This window comes from Haloactinopolyspora sp., assembly GCF_027324685.1.
In the GTDB taxonomy this organism is placed as follows: domain Bacteria; phylum Actinomycetota; class Actinomycetes; order Jiangellales; family Jiangellaceae; genus Haloactinopolyspora.
Genome location: NZ_DAHVSH010000139.1, coordinates 1 through 19383 on the forward strand (window position 1 = coordinate 1; position 19383 = coordinate 19383).

20 protein-coding genes are annotated in these 19383 nt (G+C 70.1%); 8 read left to right on the top strand and 12 right to left on the bottom strand.

Going from position 1 to position 19383, the window contains the following annotated elements; genetic code table 11:
• Positions 1 to 39 precede the first annotated feature (39 nt).
• The 6 genes from M6444_RS15310 to M6444_RS15335 all read right to left on the bottom strand — a co-directional run bounded on the left by M6444_RS15310 (position 40) and on the right by M6444_RS15335 (position 3431).
• Positions 40 to 174: a hypothetical protein gene (locus M6444_RS15310; protein ID WP_298329130.1), complete on the bottom strand. Its 135-nt coding sequence runs from the start codon at positions 172 to 174 to the stop codon at positions 40 to 42.
• Between the two features lie 262 nt (positions 175 to 436).
• Positions 437 to 613, bottom strand: a complete 177-nt coding sequence (locus M6444_RS15315) for a hypothetical protein (RefSeq protein WP_298329131.1) — start codon at positions 611 to 613, stop codon at positions 437 to 439.
• Positions 614 to 740: 127 nt separating this feature from the next.
• Positions 741 to 1511 carry an S-methyl-5'-thioadenosine phosphorylase gene (locus M6444_RS15320; protein ID WP_298329132.1) on the bottom strand — a complete coding sequence of 257 codons (771 nt, stop codon included), beginning with the start codon at positions 1509 to 1511 and terminating at the stop codon, positions 741 to 743.
• The gene (locus M6444_RS15325; RefSeq protein ID WP_298329134.1) at positions 1508 to 2182 is read right to left on the bottom strand and encodes a glycosyltransferase family 2 protein; all 675 of its coding nucleotides are present in this window, start codon (positions 2180 to 2182) and stop codon (positions 1508 to 1510) included. Before M6444_RS15325 ends, M6444_RS15320 begins: the two co-directional genes overlap by 4 nt.
• A complete protein-coding gene (locus M6444_RS15330) occupies positions 2179 to 2769 on the bottom strand; it encodes a class I SAM-dependent methyltransferase (RefSeq protein WP_298329137.1) in 591 nt (196 codons plus the stop codon). Before M6444_RS15330 ends, M6444_RS15325 begins: the two co-directional genes overlap by 4 nt.
• A gap of 32 nt (positions 2770 to 2801) precedes the next feature.
• On the bottom strand, positions 2802 to 3431 hold the full coding sequence (locus tag M6444_RS15335; RefSeq protein WP_298329140.1) for a DUF2064 domain-containing protein: 630 nt from the start codon (positions 3429 to 3431) through the stop codon (positions 2802 to 2804).
• Positions 3432 to 3546: 115 nt separating this feature from the next.
• Between M6444_RS15335 and M6444_RS15340 the strand changes: the two genes are divergently transcribed.
• The 4 genes from M6444_RS15340 to M6444_RS15355 are packed head-to-tail and all read left to right on the top strand — an operon-like array spanning position 3547 to position 7805.
• Positions 3547 to 4245, top strand: coding sequence for a response regulator transcription factor (locus M6444_RS15340; protein ID WP_298329143.1), 699 nt, complete (start codon positions 3547 to 3549; stop codon positions 4243 to 4245).
• Positions 4242 to 5474 carry an ATP-binding protein gene (locus M6444_RS15345; RefSeq protein ID WP_298329146.1) on the top strand — a complete coding sequence of 411 codons (1233 nt, stop codon included), beginning with the start codon at positions 4242 to 4244 and terminating at the stop codon, positions 5472 to 5474. Before M6444_RS15340 ends, M6444_RS15345 begins: the two co-directional genes overlap by 4 nt.
• Positions 5471 to 6748 (top strand): hypothetical protein, encoded by a 1278-nt coding sequence (locus tag M6444_RS15350; protein WP_298329149.1) that lies wholly within the window; start codon positions 5471 to 5473, stop codon positions 6746 to 6748. The genes M6444_RS15345 and M6444_RS15350 overlap by 4 nt, the downstream gene beginning before the upstream one ends.
• A 22-nt stretch (positions 6749 to 6770) precedes the next feature.
• On the top strand, positions 6771 to 7805 hold the full coding sequence (locus M6444_RS15355; RefSeq protein WP_298329151.1) for an NAD-dependent epimerase/dehydratase family protein: 1035 nt from the start codon (positions 6771 to 6773) through the stop codon (positions 7803 to 7805).
• 9 nt (positions 7806 to 7814) lie between these two features.
• Here the strand turns inward: M6444_RS15355 and M6444_RS15360 are convergent, their stop codons facing one another.
• Positions 7815 to 8636 carry an HTH domain-containing protein gene (locus tag M6444_RS15360; RefSeq protein ID WP_298329154.1) on the bottom strand — a complete coding sequence of 274 codons (822 nt, stop codon included), beginning with the start codon at positions 8634 to 8636 and terminating at the stop codon, positions 7815 to 7817.
• A gap of 160 nt (positions 8637 to 8796) precedes the next feature.
• Between M6444_RS15360 and M6444_RS15365 the strand changes: the two genes are divergently transcribed.
• From M6444_RS15365 to M6444_RS15380, 4 genes are all read left to right on the top strand, one after another.
• Complete coding sequence (locus M6444_RS15365) at positions 8797 to 10362, top strand: serine/threonine-protein kinase (protein ID WP_298329157.1); 1566 nt, start codon at positions 8797 to 8799, stop codon at positions 10360 to 10362.
• A 95-nt stretch (positions 10363 to 10457) separates the two neighbouring features.
• A complete protein-coding gene (locus tag M6444_RS15370) occupies positions 10458 to 11069 on the top strand; it encodes a DUF47 family protein (RefSeq protein ID WP_298329160.1) in 612 nt (203 codons plus the stop codon).
• 3 nt (positions 11070 to 11072) lie between these two features.
• Positions 11073 to 12080, top strand: a complete 1008-nt coding sequence (locus tag M6444_RS15375) for an inorganic phosphate transporter (RefSeq protein WP_298329163.1) — start codon at positions 11073 to 11075, stop codon at positions 12078 to 12080.
• 95 nt (positions 12081 to 12175) lie between these two features.
• Positions 12176 to 14125 (top strand): DUF2599 domain-containing protein, encoded by a 1950-nt coding sequence (locus M6444_RS15380; RefSeq protein ID WP_298329165.1) that lies wholly within the window; start codon positions 12176 to 12178, stop codon positions 14123 to 14125.
• Between the two features lie 32 nt (positions 14126 to 14157).
• On the opposite strand, the gene pstB is transcribed toward M6444_RS15380, so the two are convergent.
• From pstB to M6444_RS15405, 5 genes are all read right to left on the bottom strand, one after another.
• Positions 14158 to 14946: a phosphate ABC transporter ATP-binding protein PstB gene (gene pstB, locus M6444_RS15385; protein ID WP_298329167.1), complete on the bottom strand. Its 789-nt coding sequence runs from the start codon at positions 14944 to 14946 to the stop codon at positions 14158 to 14160.
• A 13-nt stretch (positions 14947 to 14959) separates the two neighbouring features.
• Complete coding sequence (gene pstA, locus M6444_RS15390; RefSeq protein ID WP_298329170.1) at positions 14960 to 16063, bottom strand: phosphate ABC transporter permease PstA; 1104 nt, start codon at positions 16061 to 16063, stop codon at positions 14960 to 14962.
• A complete protein-coding gene (gene pstC / locus M6444_RS15395; protein ID WP_363326393.1) occupies positions 16063 to 17013 on the bottom strand; it encodes a phosphate ABC transporter permease subunit PstC in 951 nt (316 codons plus the stop codon). Before pstC ends, pstA begins: the two co-directional genes overlap by 1 nt.
• 98 nt (positions 17014 to 17111) lie before the next feature.
• Positions 17112 to 18248, bottom strand: coding sequence for a phosphate ABC transporter substrate-binding protein PstS (gene pstS, locus M6444_RS15400; RefSeq protein ID WP_298329176.1), 1137 nt, complete (start codon positions 18246 to 18248; stop codon positions 17112 to 17114).
• Between the two features lie 217 nt (positions 18249 to 18465).
• Positions 18466 to 19362 carry an NUDIX hydrolase gene (locus M6444_RS15405; protein WP_298329178.1) on the bottom strand — a complete coding sequence of 299 codons (897 nt, stop codon included), beginning with the start codon at positions 19360 to 19362 and terminating at the stop codon, positions 18466 to 18468.
• Between the last annotated feature and the right edge of the window lie 21 nt (positions 19363 to 19383).

Below are 19383 nucleotides of genomic sequence, written 5' to 3' on the forward strand. Positions count from 1 at the left end.
TGAGCGCTCACAACACGTCGGTCAAGAGGGCCACGAGACTCACGAAAACTGCCCGGGACGGTCTCGGTGTAGAAAGCCGTCGATCCGGAACGCGACATCATCGTTGACGGGAGCGGTGAAACTGAGCAGATCCACGCCGGCGTCCTCGATGCGTGCCTCGTTCGTGTCGAGCATCGTGAGTTGGTCGTCGACCGGAACGCCGCCGAGGCGAAAAGCGTCGCCTGATTCAAGTCGTAGGCGTAGTCGTAACGGACGAACACGATTCCGGGGTCGTGCCGCGCGCTGCGGACGACCAACCCGGGCATGCTGAACTGCGGGGCACCCGTTCGAGTGCTCTCGACTCAGCCGGGGACGGCATCGGCCGCACCCCACCTGCTGCTGCTCAGGAGGATGTCGAGCTTCAGAGCGTCGGGGTAGGAACCGGACGAGGCCGCGATCACGACGATCCCGGTGGGCGTCCGGGGAACGCCGCCGTCAGATGGTCGAGAGCGGCGGTGCCGTTGACGAATCCCGTGTACTCGACGGTGAGATCCGGGAAGAGCGCCACCTTCTCCGGGTAGCCCTCGCGCCGACGAAGCCATCGAGTACTCGAACCTACGGAGCTCCATCCCACGTCGGCATCTCACGGCACTTGCCGAGCTGCTTGGTGGAGTAGCCGTTCAAGCGCAGGCGGAGACCTCGGTGATCGTCGCCCCGGCTGGAAACGCCGGCGTGGATACGGCGCGCCCGGTCAGGCGACGTCAGCGGCCGGCGAGCTCCGGCACGGCAGACATCAGCATCTCGCGAACGCGCTCGTTGTTCGTACGAAACACCTCGAACACCGCGTCTTGGGTGACCGGTTCGATCGTGGGGTCGTCGTCGAGCCCGGCGTCGTAGTCGGTGACCAGCGCCATGCCGCCGTAGCCGATGCCGGCCTCGCGCGCGAGAGCTGCCTCCGGATACTGGGTCATGTTGACCACGTGCCATCCCGCGCTGCGGTGCCAGGCCGATTCCGCCCGGGTGGAGAACCGCGGACCGTTGACGACCACCACGGTGCCGCCGTCGTGAACCGGCACGCCCGTGCGTCGCGCCGCGGCGAGCAGGGTCTGGCGCACGCCGGCGTCGTACGGGTCAGCCAGCGAGATGTGCTGTGGCCCCTCGTCGAAGTGGTCGTAGAAGGTGTCGGGGCGGCCCGACGTCCGGTCGACGAGCTGATCGACGACGACGAAGTCACCGGGGCGGATCTCCGGGCGCAGCGAACCGGCGGCGAACGGAGCGAGGAGCGTGTGCACCCCCAATTGCCGCATCGCATCGACGTTGGCGCGGTAGTTCACCCGGTGCGGGGGCCACTCGTGGTGAGGGCCGTGCCGGGGTAGGAACGCCACCCGTACGTCGTCGATCGAGCCGATCGTGACCGGCCCGGACGGCGAACCCCATGCGGTGTCGACGGTGACGGTTTCCACGTCGGACAGGAACGTGTAGAAACCGGAGCCGCCGAAGACACCGATCTCGGCCTTGTGCGCCTCGTTCACGGGTGCTCCTCTCGCACGCTGCGTTGCGCCTCCATCAGACGTCGGCGCATGTCGAAGACCGCCTGGGCGGTGCCCCGGACGGTCCCGGTGACCTTGCTCCGCCCCGTTCGCGCGTAGTACGGGACCGGCCGTTCGGCGATCCGCCAGCCCGCCCTGGCGGCGCGCAGCACCATCTCCAGCGGCCACCCGGACCGGCGGTCGGTCAGCTCGAGGTCGAGGAGATCGGCCCGCCGTGCGGCGCGCATCGGTCCGATGTCACTCAGCCGCGCACCGGTCAGGCGCGCGACCCGACGAGCCAGATAGCGATTGGCCACCAGAGCATGAAGCGGCAGCGCGCCGCGCTCGCCGCGCCGGGCACCCAGGACGAGATCAGCCTCGCCCTCGGTGACCGGATCGGCGACCGACGGGAGATCTCGCGGGTCGAGCGATGCGTCGCAGTCCATGAAGCACACCACCGTCGAACTCGCGGTGACCAGTCCGGTGTAACACGCCGCGCCGAATCCGCGCCGTGATTCATGCACGACCTGCGCTCCGGCAGCAGCTGCGACCTGTGCCGACCCGTCCGACGAACCGTTGTCGACGACGAGGGCGCGGTACCCGGGCGGCATCCTCGACACCACCCACGGAATCGCTTCGGCCTCGTCGAGAACCGGCAAGATCACGTCGATCATCGTGTCCGCCTCCGCAACCTCGCGAACCACCGGCCGTCGGCGACGTGCCATCCGGTCAACCGAAGTCCGGCGGCGCCGGCCAGCCGCGGCGCGTCGTCGGCAGCCACCCACGCCCAGGGAAACCAGCTGGTGGTCTCGCCAGCACGTTCCAGGCGTGCCTCGCCTTCGATGGTCGTCGTGCCCGGGGGATCGGTCTCCACCAGCGCCCGGCCGTCGCGGGCCAGCAGGTCACGCACTCGACTGAACAGGGTCGTCGGACAGCCGCCGATACCGATGTTGCCGTCGAAGAGCAAGACGCTGCGCCATCGGCCCTCACGAGGCAACCGGTCGAAGACCGAGTAGTGCAGGACCTGGGCGCCGCGGGTGCGCGCCCGCCGTACGGCCTGCAACGAGGCGTCGATGCCCATCGCCGGGATACCGAGTTCGCCCAGGGCCACGACGAGCCGACCAGGACCGCAACCCAGGTCGAGCACGGGCCCGTGCAGTGACCGGAGCAGTCCGCGCTCGGCCGGCGTCGCCGGCGCCGTCCAGTCGTCGACCGCCAGCTGCTGGGCCGTGCCGTCACGCCGGCGCAGCACCGTGGTCATCGATTCCCCGTGACCGGACGTACTGGCGGCCGTCATGCCGCACGCGGGAGCATCGCCCGCACGATTCGCGACGTCCGCGTGCCCGGCGCGCTCGCGGCGATCGTGGCCGCGTCACTGGCGGTGTCGAGGTCACGCATCGTCGGCAGCATCCGCACCGCCAGTCCGAGTGCGCGCAGCCGGATGTACTGGTCGAAACCGGTGCGGGCCGTGCTCATCGGCACGCCGTCGAACAAACCCGGCTGGGCCTGGCGCAGTCCCAGCGCCCACCAGCCGCCGTCCTCGGCCAGCCCGAGCAGCGCCTCGTGGTCGTCCAACAAGCCCAGGGCGTGGTCCAGCATGGAAGCGGTCACCTGCGGTGTGTCCATGCCGATCTGCACACCTGGACCGCCGGCGTGATCCCAGGCGGCCTGCAGCCGCGTCGCGAACGATCCGCTCACCTGCGCGACGACGTCGAAACCTGGCGGCAGCCACGGGCCCGGCGGGCCGTCGAGCGCGAGTATCCGCCGCCGCGCGCCGGATGCGGCCACGGCTTCGAGAGTGTCGGCCAGAGCTGCCTCGGCTACTTCGGCGGCCTGGTCCGGAGCGTACGGGGGGCACAGCCGGGTCTTCGATCGCCCGGCCTCGGGGGCCTTCGCCAGCACCAGTACGTGCGAGTCCTTCATGCCCACTGACCGTAGGCAGATACCCGGGCCGTAAACCTTAAAAGCCGCTAAAGACTTCTGACCAGGACCTTGGACGCCGCCGACGAGACGGCTCGGCGGTGGCATGGTGGGTGACATGGATACCGCTGCGGGCCCGCGGGTGCTGGTCGTCGACGACGATCCAGCGCTGTCGGACGTGGTCGGCCGTTACCTGCGTCGCGACGGATTCGACGTCGACTTCGCCGCGGACGGCACCTCGGGCCTGGCCCGCGCCCTGCAGTCGTTACCGGACATCGTCGTGCTCGATCTCATGCTGCCGGGTCTCGACGGGCTCGAGGTGTGCCGCCGGCTGCGCCGGGTCGCACCCATCCCCGTGGTCATGCTCACCGCGCTGGGTGAGGAGAACGACCGGATCGCCGGCCTCGAGATCGGCGCGGACGACTACGTCACCAAGCCGTTCTCGCCCCGGGAGCTGTCGGCGCGGGTCAAGGCGGTGCTGCGGCGAGCCGCGGCCGGCGCGGTCGAGGCGTCGTCGGCGCGCACGCTGCTCGGTGCCGGCCTCGAGGTGGACGTCGTCGCCCACCAGGTGCGCCGCGGCGGCGAGACCGTGGCCCTCACGACCAAGGAGTTCGACCTGCTCGTGCACTTCATGACCCATCCGGGACGGGCCTACCGTCGCGAAGAACTGCTCGAAGCCGTGTGGGGGTGGAGTTTCGGCGACACGTCGACGGTCACCGTGCACATCCGCCGGCTTCGCGAGAAGATCGAGCCCGATCCCTCCAACCCGCGGCACCTGGTGACCGTCCGCGGTGTCGGGTACCGGTACCACGCATGAGCGCGCGACAAGGCTGGAGCGTGGCGGTGCTGGCCGCCGGACTCATCGTGGCCGCCGGCATCGCCGCATCGGTCGGGCTGGACACCGGCGACACCATCGTTCTGGTGTCGGTCACCGTGCTGGCCTCCGGCGTGGCCGCCGCGGTCGGAGCCACCGTGCTGCGGGCCATCCGCGGCCGGCCGGTCCGGGCGCAGGCGTTGGTCGTCGCGTTGTCGTCGCTGCTCGTGACGGTCAGCGGCATCGTCGCCTCGGCCTGGGCGATGTTCATCTCGACTCACGACCTGGCCGCGCTGTTCGTGGTGGTGTCGGTGGCCGCGGCGGTCGCCGTCGGCGCGGCTCTGCAACTCGGCGACGACATCGGCACCGGCGCTCGTCAGGTGGTCGACCTCGCCCGGACCATGGTGGACGACCGCCCCGAGGACGCCGACGCCGACGTACAGCTGGGGGCCGCGACCGACGACGTCACCGGCCCGGGTGAGTTGGCCGCACTGGCCCGTGAGCTCGCCGACGTCTCGGCCGAGCTGGACGAGTCCCGCCGCCGGGAGCGCACGCTCGAGGCGTCGCGGCGAGAGCTCATCGCCTGGGTGTCGCACGACCTGCGTAGCCCGCTGGCCACGATCCGCGCGATGGCCGAGGCGCTCGACGACAAGATCGCCGACGACGAAGACACCGTCGCGCGATACCACCGGCAGATCCGCGACGACGCCGAGCGGCTGACGGCGCTGGTCGACGACCTGTTCGAGCTGTCTCGTATCAACAGTGGATCGCTGCGCCTCAGCGACGAGATGGTCGGTCTGGCCGACGTCGTGGCCGATGCCTTGGCCGGTGCCGCCACGCGAGCCTCGGTCAAGGACGTCGAGCTGGTCGAACAGGTGGGTGCGCTGCCCGACGTCGAAGTCTCGGCCCGCGAGTTCACCCGAGCCTTGGACAATCTGCTCGACAACGCGGTGCGGCACACCCCGCCCGGCGGCCGGGTCGTCGTCGAGTCGCGGACCGACCCCGACGGTGTCGTGCTGCAGGTCGTCGATGAGTGCGGCGGCATCCCCGAGACCGAACTGACGCGAGTGTTCGACGTGGCCTTCCGTGGCGACGCGGCGCGCGGCCGGGACGCCGGCGGCGGCGGGCTCGGGCTGGCGATCGTCCGAGGCCTGGTGGAGGCACACTCCGGTTCGGTCGAAGTGGCGAATCGGGACCGGGGTTGCTGCTTCACCATCCGCCTGCCGTCGTGAGGCGCCGAGTCGCCGTCGCGCTGGTCCTCTGGGCAGCGCTGATCCTGATCGCGCGCTACTGGGGTCTCGACGTCGTCCGCGAGGCCGCAGAAGACATCAAGGTCTACGCCGTGCCGTTCTACGGCCGGTGGGAGGCGGAACTGACGTGGCGGCTGGTGGTGCCCGTGGCGATCGGCGCTACCGCGATCGCCGTCCTGCCACCGCTGGCGGCGACGCTGCCCTGGCGTCGTCTGCTCGCGGTCGTGGCTGTGGCCACGGCGGTGTGGAGTCTTGCGCTGGCCGTGGTCGATCCCGGCGACACCGGGTTCGGCGACATCCAGTACGCCTACGCGCAGCACACGCATCTGGTGGACGATGCCGGCGGCCTGGCCGCCTTCCTGGACGGGTACGTGCAGAACCAGGACTCCGTGCCCGTCCACCTCCAGGCACACCCGCCGGGACTGATCACCGCGTTGTGGGCGGCCGAGCAGGCCGGGCTGACCGGACTCGGCTTTCACACCGTGCTGGCGTTGTCCGGCGTGGCCGCCGCGGCGGTCTCGGCGTTGGTGATCACGCGTGAGGTCGCCGGCGACCGGGTGGCTCGTGCTGCGGCGCCGTTCCTGGTGCTCGCCCCGGCCGCGGTCTGGCACACGAACGCCGACGTGGTGTTCGCCGGTGTCGCGTTGACCGGGGTGGCGTTGATCGTGTTGGGAACGGGTCGCCCGGGCCGCGCCGGCGTGCTGTACGCGGTAGGTGGCGGTGCCGTGTTCGGGGTGGCCTTGCTGCTGTCGTTCGGCTTGGCCTTGCTCGCCGTGCCGATCGCGGTGATCGCCGGGTGGCGGCGGCGATGGGCGGTCCTGGCGGCCTGCGCGCTCGCGGGAGCCGCGGTGGTTCTGGCGCCGCTGCTGGTGGGCTACTGGTGGCTGGACGGGCTCGAAGTGACTCAACAGCAGTACTACGCGGGAGTCGGCGCGATTCGTCCACACGACTACTTCGTGGTGGCGAATCTCGCGGTGTTCGCCGTGGCCGTCGGGCCCGCGACGGCGGCCGGTCTGGCGGTCCTGCGTGACCTGCGGACCTGGCTGGTGGTCGGGTCGGGCCTGGCGGTCGTGCTGCTGGCCGACGTGTCCGGGCTGTCCTCGGCCGAGACCGAACGGATCTGGCAGCCGTTCATGCCCCTGGTCCTGGTGGCCGGTGCCGCGGTGGGCGAGCCCGCCCGGACGGCGCGCTGGTGGCTGTCCAGTCAGGTCGTGGTGGCCGTCGCGCTGCAGGCGGCGCTGCGCTCGCCGTGGTGAGACGTTCGACGGAGGAGAGACGATGCGAGTACTCGTGACCGGAGGAGCGGGATTCATCGGCGGGCATGTCGTCGACCTGCTCGTCGACCGTGGCGCCGACGTGGTGGTGGTCGACTCACTCGTGGCGCACGACGAATCACCTGTGTTGCCGTCCGGGGTCGATCTGCGCACCGTGGACATCAACGACGAGGACGCCATGGCGCGAGCCGTCGACGGCGTCGATGCCGTGTGCCACCAGGCTGCGCGCGTCGGCTTGGGGGTGGACCTCGACGACGTGCGCGCCTATGTCGCCGACAACGACCTGGGCACCGCGACGTTGTTGCGTGCGCTGTGGCGGCGCCGCTTCGCCGGCCGGCTGGTGGTGGCGTCGTCGATGGTCGTGTACGGCGAGGGCCGCTACACGTGTGAAACTCACGCAGACACGCGGCCCGGCCCCCGGTCGGCGGCCGACCTCGACGCCGGCCGGTTCGATCCGCCGTGCCCCCAGTGCGGCGCGGCGCTGAGCTGGGCTCGGATCGACGAGGACGCGCCGGCCGACCCGCGCAACGTCTACGCCGCGACCAAGGTGCACACCGAGCACCTGGCCAGTGTGTACGCCCGCGAGACCGGCGCCGCGGTGTGCGCGCTGCGCTACCACAACGTCTACGGCCCGCGGATGCCCCGGGACACGCCCTACGCCGGCGTCGCTTCCCTGTTCCGCAGCGCCCTGGAGGCCGGGTCCGCGCCGAAAGTGTTCGAGGACGGCGGCCAGATGCGCGATTTCGTTCACGTGCGCGACGTCGCCCGCGCCAACGTCCTGGCCCTGGAGTCCTCCTGGACCGGCGCGCTGAACGTGGCCAGCGGGCAGCCGCACAGCGTCCTGGACATGGCTCAGGCGCTGTGCGCCGCCTTCGGTGCCGACGCTCCGGCCGCGCAGGTCACCGGCGAGTACCGGCTGGGCGACGTTCGCCACGTGGTGGCCTCACCGCAGCGGGCGGCCGAGGCCATCGGGTTCGAGGCCGAGATCGGTTTCGCCGAGGGCATCGCCGAGTTCGCTCGAGCGCCGCTGCGGCGTTGAGCGCTGCCGTCAGCGGTGATCGTGCGGGGCGTCGGCCGACCCGGCGCCGGGTCCGAAGACGTCGCGTACGTCCCGCGGCTCGTAGGTCTCGTGGGTGAGTTGCACCGCCGCGATCTGGTCGAGCCGCAGCCACCGCCCGCCTTCGAGCTCGCGGCACCACATCAGCGCGAACCACTGCCCTCGGGAGTGAGCGAAGCCAAGAGACTCGACCTGCAGCGTCAGAGCCGCTGAACCGTCGCCAGGATCGTAGTCGAGCACCACGACGCGACATTCGCGTGCCGCCCGCGTGAGCACGTCGCGAACGGTGTCCTCAGCCGTCGGGGTGGGTTCACCCGGCCGGATCCAGATGCGTTCGGCCACCCGCGCGACCTCGGCCCGCTCGCCCGGGCTCAGCGATCGCAAGATCTTGGACACCGCCCCCCGTCCCGCCGCGGCGAACGGCTGGTCAGGTGTGGCCTGCAGCGCGACCACGACGGCGATCGCCTCGTCGGTGGTGAGCCCACCCGAACCCGCGCCGGGAACGTCGGCGAGGGAGTAGCCGCCCTGCGGACCGCTGGCGGCCTTGATCGGGACACCGGCCTGTTGCAACGCGGTGACGTCGCGCTTGACCGTGCGAGCCGAGACGCCCAGCCGCTCGGCGAGCCACGCCGACGTACGCCCGTCGCCCCCGGCCGCCCGCAACTCCCGGGTCAGCGCGTCCAGACGATCGCTGCGATTGACCGCGCGGCCCAGCGCCTCGGGTACCAATGGACTGGCCGGACGGCGCATCCGGGGCACCGACCGAGCTGTCTGCGCGCGGTCGCGCCGAGCCGTCGCCCCCTGGCTCCCCATCCGGGTCGTCCTTCCCCAACAACTCGCGAGACGTGCGCACGCGAGCCCCCATGATCACCGTCAAGTACAAGCAATAGCAGACCGCGCGCCGTCCACCCAGCAGATTCGCTCCGTGGCGCGAATTCGATGGTGAGGCGGGTCCCTGAGCTACCGTCGTGGGGTGAACACATTGCCGTCCGAAGTGGCCAAGATCGGGCCATATCGCATCGCCGAGCAGATCGGCGAAGGCGGCATGGGCGTGGTGTATCTCGCAACTGCCCCCGACGGGTCGCGGGTCTCGGTCAAGACGTTGCGCCCGTGGCTGGTGGGCGGCACGGACGGACGCCGCCGGTTCGAACGCGAGGTGGCGACGCTGCGGCGCGTCCGCGGCCGGCGCATCGCCGAGGTCATCGACGCCGACATCACCGCCGACCCGCCGTACGTCGTCACGCGCTACGTCGACGGGGTACCGCTGACTCGGCTGGTCGGCGAGTCCGGGCCGCTGCGTGGCCCGGCGCTACTGGACTTGGCGCGCGGACTGCTGGAGGCCCTGCGCAGCGTGCACGCCGCCGGGGTCGTCCACCGCGACGTGAAGCCCGCCAACGTGCTCATGTCAGACGACGGCCCCGTGCTCATCGACTTCGGCATCGCGCACGCCGCTGACGACACCCGGCTCACCGCGACCGGCTTCATCTCCGGAACCCCCGGTTACCTGGCGCCGGAGACCGTCCTCGGCCGCGACCCGACCGCCGCGACCGACCTGCACGGCTGGGCGGCGACCATGGTCTTCGCCGCTACCGGGCGCCCGCCGTACGGCCACGGCCCCGATATCGCGGTCTTCGACCGCGTCCGCCGTGGTGAGCACGACCTCACCGGCGTGGAGCCCGGGCTGGCCGGCGTCCTGTCGAGCGCGCTGCGCGTCGATCCAGCCACCCGGCCGGGCACCGAAGCCGTGCTCACGGCCATCGACGCGCTGGCCCGCCCGGATGCGGCCGAGACGCTCGCCATGCCGCCCGCGCCCCCGGCGGCGGTACCGGCCGAGCGTGCCGCGGACCTGGAGGCCACCGACGAGACCGCCGCCCTCAGGGTCCCGCCGCCCGAGCGGCCCCGCCCGGTCGCGCAACCTCCACCACAGCCGCCGCCTCCTCGGCCGGCAGCCACCGGCGGCGGTCTCGCCCTGGGCGGGCATGCCGCCTCCGTCGTGCTCGCGCTCGGTGGCGTCGTCCTCGTGCTCCTGCTCGGCTGGGCGCCGGTCGTCGGCGCTGCGGCTACCGTCGTGACCTTGCTGGCCGGGCGGACCGGGTGGCGGATCGAACGACGGCTGTACGAGCGGCGCAAGGTGCGGGGTACCCGCCGCAACGATCGCTGGCTGGCGGTGCTGGCCGCGCCGTGGGACGTGCTGGGCGCGGTGCTGCCGGCGCTGGGACAGGCGATCTTCGCGCTGGCCTGCGGGCTGGCCACCGGGTCGCTGGTCGCCTTGTGGGACGGGTCCGGACTACGCGGGCCGTACCTCGCCGGTGCCGTCGTCACCACGGCGCTGGTGTGGTGGGGTCCAGGTGGGGTTCGCAGCCGGCGTGGGCTCAAGATCGCCGTCGAGCCGCTGAATCGCATGCCACGGGCGGTGTGGGCGCCGGTGACCGTCCTCGTGCTCGGGGTGTGCCTGTTGGTGTTGTCGTGGGAGTCTTACGGCGACGTGTGGTGGCCGACGGCCGGTCCGCCCGAATTCCTCCCACTCCCCACATGGTGATCATTTGACGTCAATGGACATGCGTGTCGCGCGTCACACCTGTTCACCGTCTAGCATGCCGTCCGTTCGCTTTGTTTCACGGCATAAGGAGCCTCGTGCGCCTGTCCCCACGCGACAACGCCTTCTTCGACCTGTTCGCCGCGGCCGCACGTAATGTCCGCGACGGCGTCGGATTGCTGTCGGAAGCGCTGGATTCCGGGGCCGACCGGCCGTCTCTCGCCGCCCAGTTGAAGGAGGTGGAACACCAAGGCGACGAACACACCCACGAGATCATCCGGCGGGTGAACTCCACGTTCGTCACCCCCTTCGACCGTGAGGACATCTACCGGCTGGCCAGTGGGCTCGACGACGTCCTCGACGCCGTCGAGGCGGCACTGGACCTGATGGTGCTGTACCGCGTCGTCGAGTTGCCCACCGGCGTCGGCGAACTGGTGGACGTGTTGAACCGGGCGGCCGAACTGACCGCTGATGCCATGCCGCGCCTGCGTACGGCCGGTGAGCTCAGCGATTACTGGATCGAGGTCAACCGGCTGGAGAACCAAGCGGACCAGACCTACCGGCGGCTGCTGGCGACGCTGTTCACCGGTGAGTACGACGCGCTCACGGTGGTCAAACTCAAAGATGTGGTCGACACGATGGAGGCTGCGGTGGACGGCTATGAGACCGTCGCCAACATCGTCGAGCAGATCGCGGTCAAGGGGTCCTGATCCGTGGAGCTCGCGCTCATCCTCGCGGTCATCGTGGTGGCTCTTTCCTTCGACTACACGAATGGATTCCACGACGCCGCAAACGCCATCGCGACATCGGTGTCAACGCTCGCGCTGACCCCGCGGGCGGCATTGATCATGGCCGCCGTGATGAATCTGATCGGGGCATTTCTGGGCACCGGGGTGGCCACCACCATCGGTGAGGGAATCATCGAGGCACCGACCGGTGACGGCGGCTTGTTGGTCGTCTTGTCCGCATTGGTCGGTGCCATCGCCTGGAATCTCATCACCTGGTGGTTCGGTCTGCCATCGTCGTCGTCGCACGCCTTGATCGGCGGGTTGATCGGCGCGGCGCTGGCGTCGCTGAACAACGTGCTCTGGTCGGGGATCGTGGACAAGGTCGTCATCCCGATGATCCTGTCGCCAGTGGTCGGTTTCGTGCTGGCCTTCTTCGTCATGACGGGGATCCAGTGGGCGTTCCGCCGCGCGCACGTCGGCCGGGTCAACCGCGGCTTCCGGATCGCGCAGACAGCCAGCGCCGCCGCCATGGCGCTGGGTCACGGACTGCAGGACGCACAGAAGACGATGGGCGTCATCACACTGGCGCTCGTGGTCGGCGGCTACCAGAGCGGCTTTCACGTCCAGTGGTGGGTGATCGTTCTGGCCGCCACCGCGCTGGCCGCCGGCACCTATGCCGGTGGGTGGCGCATCATGCGGACCCTGGGACGCCGGATCGTCCATCTCGAACCGCCCCACGGATTCGCAGCGGAATCCGTCGCTGCGGGCGTGCTCTACACCACCGCTTTCGCCTTCCACGCCCCTATCTCCACAACCCACACGATCACCTCGGCGGTCATGGGTGTCGGGGCGACCCGCCGGATGTCGGCCGTGCGCTGGGGCGTGGCGGGCAACATCGTCACCGCGTGGGTGCTCACGATCCCGATGGCCGGGCTGGTCGCCGCCTGCTGCTACTGGCTGCTGCACCTGGTGCCCGGACTGAACGCACTCTGAGCGGACTTCCGGCAGCGAATTCCGGAAAACGGCACACACCACTTGTCCGGTTGTGTCAGAGTGCTCCGCGTTGATCCCGAAAACGTGGAGGGCGAATGTCGGGCAAGCTGCGGGCCGGTGCGTTGGCGGCGGTCGTCGGATTGACCGCAGGTGTGCTCGTGCCCGGCGCCGCGATGACGACGGCGAGCGCGGCCACCAGCGAAGAGAGCGTGCGTGACGACGACGGTGACCGGGTGGCGGTCGCGCATTTCAACTCGGGGCTGCACGGCTTCCATACCGGCACGTCCACGACCGGTGTCAACTCTTTCGACGTTCTCGACTGGTGCAACGACGGTCTGGTGGTGGCGCTGACCTGGGACGTCGAAGGCGAGGGCGTCAGCTCCTGGGACGCCGGCGAGGACTGCAGCTGGTTCTTCCCGTTCAAGGCCCACGGCGTGCGGACGGGGCAGGCCTGGGAGCACATCAAGGAGATGGAGTGGTACGTCTGGGTGCACGAGGAGGGCTCGGACCTGCCGGAGTACGGGGGCGAGTTCCAGCAGGACTGGATGGGCAGCTACTCCCACGACCCCGACGCGGAATTCTTCTTCCACACCAGCATCTACATGGACGAGTCGCTGACCGGCAAGGCCGTGACGGCGACGATGTACCCGACCGAAGACGCCGTCCAGCTCGACGGTGACAACGCCGAGGCCATGTGGGACGAGCTGACCTCGCGCACGCCGTTCCCCGACGACCTCACCGAGGACCAGCTCGAATCGCTGTTCAAGCAGCTGTGGTGCCACGCGCAGTATGCGGCCACGCCCATCATCGGTGGCCCCACCTGGGACTTGGAGGCCGACCGGCCCAACATCCCGTGGGAAGACGTCCAAGGCATCGGCGACGTGTACGAACACGAATGCAACTGGGGCGGCGGTGGTGGCGGCGGTTCGAGCCAATGGCCGACCGGCCCGGGTGAGGAGATTCCCGAGGATCTCCTCCCGGTGGTCAACGCAGGCCCGGACGTCAGCGGCGACGAAGGCGCCCCGGTCACGCTGGACGGCTATGCCGCCGACGACCACGGCGTGCCGGACACGCAGTGGACCTACGAACCGCGCGAAGGCGTCGACGAGGGCGCGAGCTGCGAGTTCTCCGACCCCGCGAACCCGAAGACCGACATCACCTGTACCGATGACGGCGAGTTCCTGGTCACTCTCACCGCGGACGACGGCGTGAACCCACCGGTGAGCGACAGCGCGATCGTCACGCTGGACAACGTCGCACCCACGCTGAGCCTGGAGGGTCCGCAGGAGTGGGACCTGTATCGGGTCGAGGACGACGTGGAGATCGCCGCGTCGTTCACCGACCCCGGCGCGAACGACACGCACACCTGCACGGTCACCTGGGACGATGGCAGCGAGTCGGAATTCGAGGCGCAGGACGGCTCGTGCGACGTCGCTCATGCCTTCGATGACGCCGGCATGTACACCGTCGACATCACCGTCACCGATGACGACGGGGGTTCGGACAGCGCCTCGGCCATGGTCGTCGTCTACGACCCCCGGGCCGGCCTGCTCACCGGGGCCGGAACGCTCGACGATGCCGTCTTCGCCGCGGTGGCGAAGTACCCGGCGGCCAGTTCGACCCGGCCGTTGGGGTCCGTTGCGCTGGAGGTCCCGACCGACGACGGGACGCGCACCCTGCTGTCGACGAACCTCGAGTGGCTGGTGATCACGCCGGACGGTAAGGCCGCGGTGAAGGGCGAGTCCGTCGACTACGGGTTCGTCGGCTATGCCGAGGCGGGCCGGTTCCGGGGTGTGGTCTGGCCGTTGGCCGAGGGTGACGTTCCGCCCGAGGAGCCGATGTACGACTCCAGCCCCGGCGCGAGTTGGGACGTCGACGAGGCGGAACCGGCCGAGGTGAGCACCGGAGTGATGATCATCGACTCCGGCTGGATCCCCGGCCTGCCGGAGCTGCCGGAGCAGATCAGCGACATCCTGGACGAGCTGGCCCTGCCTGACCTGGGCTTGGAGCTGCCAGGGCTGCCGCTGTTGCCCGGGCTGCTGTGACAGCTGCGCCGGTGGGCGTCCACCGGCGCAGCTCAGCCGAAGCGGCCGGACACGTAGTCCTCGGTGGCCTGCACGCTCGGGTTGGTGAAGATCTTGGCCGTGTCGTCCATCTCCACCAATCGGCCCGGCTTGCCGGTGCCCTCGATGTTGAAGAACGCGGTGCGGTCGCTGACTCTGGAGGCCTGCTGCATGTTGTGCGTCACGATCACGATCGTGTAGTTCTTCTTCAACTCGCTGATCAGGTCCTCGATGGCCAGCGTCGAGATCGGGTCGAGCGCCGAGCAGGGCTCGTCCATGAGCAGCACATCGGGCTGGACCGCGATGGCCCGCGCGATGCACAGGCGCTGCTGCTGGCCACCGGACAGCCCGGAACCCGGCTTGTCGAGGCGGTCTTTGACCTCGGTCCAGAGGTTGGCCCCGCGCAGGGACTGCTCCACGATCTCGTCGGACTCGGAGCGACGTATCCGAGCGCCGTTCAGCTTGATGCCGGCGAGCACGTTGTCGCGGATGGACATCGTGGGGAACGGGTTCGGTCGTTGGAAGACCATCCCGATCTGACGCCGGACCACGACCGGGTCGACGTCGGCGCCGTACAGGTCCTCGCCGTCGAGCAGGACCTTGCCTTCGACGCGAGCGCCCGGGACGACCTCGTGCATGCGGTTGAGCGTGCGGATGAACGTCGACTTGCCACAACCGGAGGGGCCGATGAAGGCGGTGACCGATCCGGGCTCGATGACCATCGACACGTCCTCGACGGCCTTGAAGGACCCGTAGTAGACGTTGAGATCGCCGACGTCGATCCGGTTGGCGTGAGCGGGCATCGAATTCCTTTACTCAGCGGCTGTTCTTGGGGGCGAAGAGGCGGGCGACCAACCGGGCGACGAGGTTGAGCGCCATGACGATGATCACGAGCGTGAGCGCCGCGGCCCACGCTCGATCGAGGCTGGGCTCGGGTGTCGACCCGGACAGCGGGCGCATCGCCTGGCTGTACACGTAGGCCGGCAGCGACATCATCCAGTCCGCGAACGGGTTGTTGTTGATCGACGACGTGAAGCCGGCGGTGACGATCAGCGGCGCGGTCTCGCCCACCACGCGCGCGATGGCCAGCGTGATACCGCTGGCGATGCCGGAGATCGCCGTCGGCAGCACCACCCGGACCACGGCGCGCCACTTGGGGATGCCGAGCGCGTACGCGGCCTCGCGCAGCTCGTTCGGCACGATGCGCAGCATCTCCTCGCTGGAGCGGACCACCACGGGGATCATCAGCACCGACAGCGCGACGGCGCCGGCGAAGCCGTTACGTGTGCCGACGCCGAACAACACGCCGAACAAGGCCGCGGCGAACAGTCCCGCCACGATGGACGGGATGCCGGTCATGACGTCGACGAAGAACGTGATGGCCCGGGCCAGCCGACCCCGTCCGTACTCGACCAGGTAGATCGAGGCGAGCAGGCCGACCGGGACGGAGATCAGCGTCGCCAGCGCCGTGATGAGGAACGTACCGAGCACGGCGTGGTAGGCACCGCCGATGTACGGCGCGAGGCCTTCGGCGGCCTGTTGATCGTGCAGGCCGGTGACGTTGCGCAACGACGTCGTGAGGAACTCGGCCCCGAACCGAGGCAGCCCATTGGCCAGCACCGACCACACCACCGAGGTCAACGGCACCAGGGCGATGCCGAAGGCGGCGTACACCAGGCTGGTCACCAGTCGGTCGACAGCTTTGCGGCGGCCTTCGACGACACCGGAGGCGATGGTGATCGTGGTCATGTAGGCGAGCAGTGCGCCCACCACGAACGCGGGGACGGAGAACCCGACGGCAGCCGACAGCCCGGCGCCTACGGCGGCCGAGAGGGCCAGCGTGACCGCCGGGGCGTACCGGGGCAGTCGGCGGTGGGTGAGAGTCCCGGTGGCAGTGGCGGGCACAGCGTCGGTGGTCATCAGTTCGCCCCCGAGAACGCTTGGCGACGCGTCACGACCCGGCGAGCAGCCATGTTGACCGCCAACGTGATGACGAACAGCACGAGCCCGGCGGCGATGAGCGTGTTGGTCTTGAGCCCGGCCGACTCCGGGAAGTCCAGCGCGATCTCCGCGGCGATGGTGCTGTTGCCGCTGGTGACCATGGACCAGGTGAAACCGCCGGTCGACAGCACCATCGCCACCGCCATGGTCTCCCCGAGCGCCCGGCCCAGGCCGAGCATCACGCCGCTGATCAGGCCGGGCCGGCCGAACGGGAGCACTGTCATCCGGATCATCTCCCACCGGGTGGCCCCGAGCGCCAGCGCGGCCTCCTGATGCAGCGCCGGTGTCTGCAGGAACACCTCACGGGCGATCGCGGTGATGATGGGCAGGATCATCACCGCCAGGACGAGCCCGGCGGTCATCAAGGTGCGCCCGGTGGCCGAGGCCGGACCGGTGAACAGCGGGACGAACCCGAGGTGGTCAGCCAGCCACTGCCAGGCGCCGCGCACGTTCGGCGCCAGCCACTGGATGCCCCACAATCCGTAGACGACGCTCGGGATCGCGGCCAGCAGGTCGACCACGTAGCCCAGCCCCTGCGACAGGCGACGGGGCGCGTAGTGCGAGATGAACAACGCGATACCCAGGGCGAGCGGTGTGGCCACGATCAAGGCGATCAGCGCGGCGGCCAAGGTGCCGAAGACGAGCGGCCAGACGTAGGCGAAGAAGCCTTCGCCGCCTTCGATGTCCGCCGGGTCGGCGCTCAGTGCGGGCAACGACTCGAGGAGCAGGAACGCGGCGACGCCGGCGAGGACGACGAGGATCAGCATGCCGGCACCGCGGGTCGCCCAGGAGAAGTTCCGGTCGCCCGCCCGGTTCTTGGCCGGCGTGCTCGACGCGTTCGGCGGCGTCTGCACGTCTGTGGTGGTGATGGTCACGGTGTCAGCTCCGTATCGCGCCTCGAGCCGGGCGGCCCTGCGGTGATGTCGGGACGCCCGGCGGCGGGACGGCGGTGTGGTGCGATGGGAGGTCAGCCGATCTCGATGGAGTCGATGACGGACTGGACGTCCGCGCGCATCTCGTCGGAGATCGGGGCCGAACCGGCAGCGTCGGCGGCGGCCTGCTGACCCTCTTCGCTGGCCAGGTAGCTGAGGTAGGCCTGGGTCAGCTCGCCGGTCGCGGCGTCGTCGTAGGCCGTGCACGCGACGATGTAGGAGATCAGCACGATCGGGTAGTTGCCCGACTCGGTGGTGTCGCGGGCGAGGTCGACGGCGAAGTCGTTCTCGGCCCGGCCCTCGGCCTGCGGCGAACTGGCGACGACCGCGGCGGCGGCTTCGGCGGAGTATTCGACGAACTCGTCGCCGACGCCGACCGCGACGGTGGTCATGTCGCCGACCGCGGCTGCGCTGGCGTAGCCGATGGTGCCTTCCGCGGCCTCGACGGCCTGGATGACCCCCGGCGTCTGAGCAGCCGCCTCGCCGGACAGCCCGGCCGGCCAATCGCCGCTGACCTCGTGCGGCCAGGCCTGCGGGGCCGCCTTGGACAGGTAGTCGACGAAGTTCTCGGTGGTGCCGGACTCGTCGGAGCGGTGCACCGGGGTGATGGGCAGGTCCGGCAGCGTGACGTCGGGGTTCGACTCGGCGATCGCGGGGTCGTTCCAGGTGGTGATCTGCTCGTCGAAGATCCCGGCGATGACCTCTGGGCGCAGGTTCAGCGTGTCGACGCCGGGCAGGTTGTACGGCAGCGCGATCGGGTCGATGTAGAGCGGCAGGTCGACGGCTGGAGCACCGCACGCTTCCTCGGCGGCGACCAATTCTTCATCGTCGAGGTAGGCATCGGTGCCGGCGAACGGCACCGCGCCGGAGGTGAACTGTTCCCGCCCGGCGCCGGAACCCTCCGGGGCGTAGTTGACGGTCACCCCCGGGTGCTGTTGCTGGAAGCCGGCGATCCACGCCTGCTGGGCAGCCTCCTGGGAGCTGGCGCCGGCACCGTTGAGACTGCCCGACAGGTCGCTGTCGGCCTCGCTGCTGTCAGCTGTGTCACCGGCGTTCTCGGTGTCGTCGGCCGGATTGGTGTCGGGGTCCGAGCCACAGGCGGCCAGCACGAGTGCCGCGGCGCCGGCCACAGCGAGAGGGGCCAGCCCGCGGCGAGCGATGCTGAGGTTCACGTCCGATGTCCTTCCTGGACCTGTGTCGACTGCGTGACACTCGTCAAGCTAAAGAGGCCAGGTGACGCCGTGACCGGCGAAGAGTGAACGCGGAATGAACGGTTGTCGCACAGAATGCGGCACTGCGCCGGCCATGTGCTGACGGTCACGTGAACACCGCAGGTGAACACGTGGCCTGCGGGTTAATCTGGCAGGCTCGCCGGGTCGGCGGCCGGCCTCAGAGCTGGTGGTGGTCCGTGGCGACGACGTCGCCGTCACGGTGGTGGACGACCAGGAAGGCGCCCGGCGACATCGCGGGCGGGGGGTCCACACCGACGGCGTCGAACAGGATCGGGAACAGGGGGCGGTGGGAGCACACGATGACGCCCTCGTCGTCGCGCAACAGCTCGCGTACCAGCGACACCGCAGGATGTGGCGCCTGCGCCTCGGCGTCGGCCAGGCTCGCCTCGGACAGCCGCGGCTCGCGCTCCACCTCGATGCGCAGTTGCCGGGCGAGCGGCAGGACGGTGTCGACGCATCGCACGGTGTCGCTGGCGATGATCCGGCGCGCGCCGAGGGTCATGAGTGGCGCGGTCAACGCCACGGCGTCGGCCGCGCCGCGAGCCGACAGCGGCCGGTCGGAATCCGGGCCGGCCCACTCGTGGCGCCGCTTCGCCTCGGTGTGCCGGACCAGCACCAGGGGCGTGGTCCGGAGCGGGCCGCCGACGGCCGCGGCGACCAGATCGGCGTCGCGCTGGTGGGTGAGCAGGCTGATCGCCTCCGGTACGGCGACGAAGGCGACGTCGTCGATCTCGGCGTCCGGGGCGCGGGGCGGCGCCGACGGGGCCGCCTCGGCCAGCCAGTACGACACCCGTTTCGGCCGGCCGTCGACATCGTAGACCTGCGGGGGCAGCGGCCGGCCGAGAACGACGTCATGGCCGGTCTCCTCCTTCACCTCGCGGACCGCGCAGGCCAGCAGGTGCTCGCCGGCGGCGACCTTGCCCTTGGGCAGCGACCAGTCGTCGTACTTCGGGCGATGGACCAGACACACCTCGATGCCCCGGTCGGCTGTCTCGCGCCACACGACCGCACCCGCGGCCAAGACGATGCCGCCCGTCGTGGTGCCGGCGGTCATCGCCGCCCGCCGTCCGTCGGC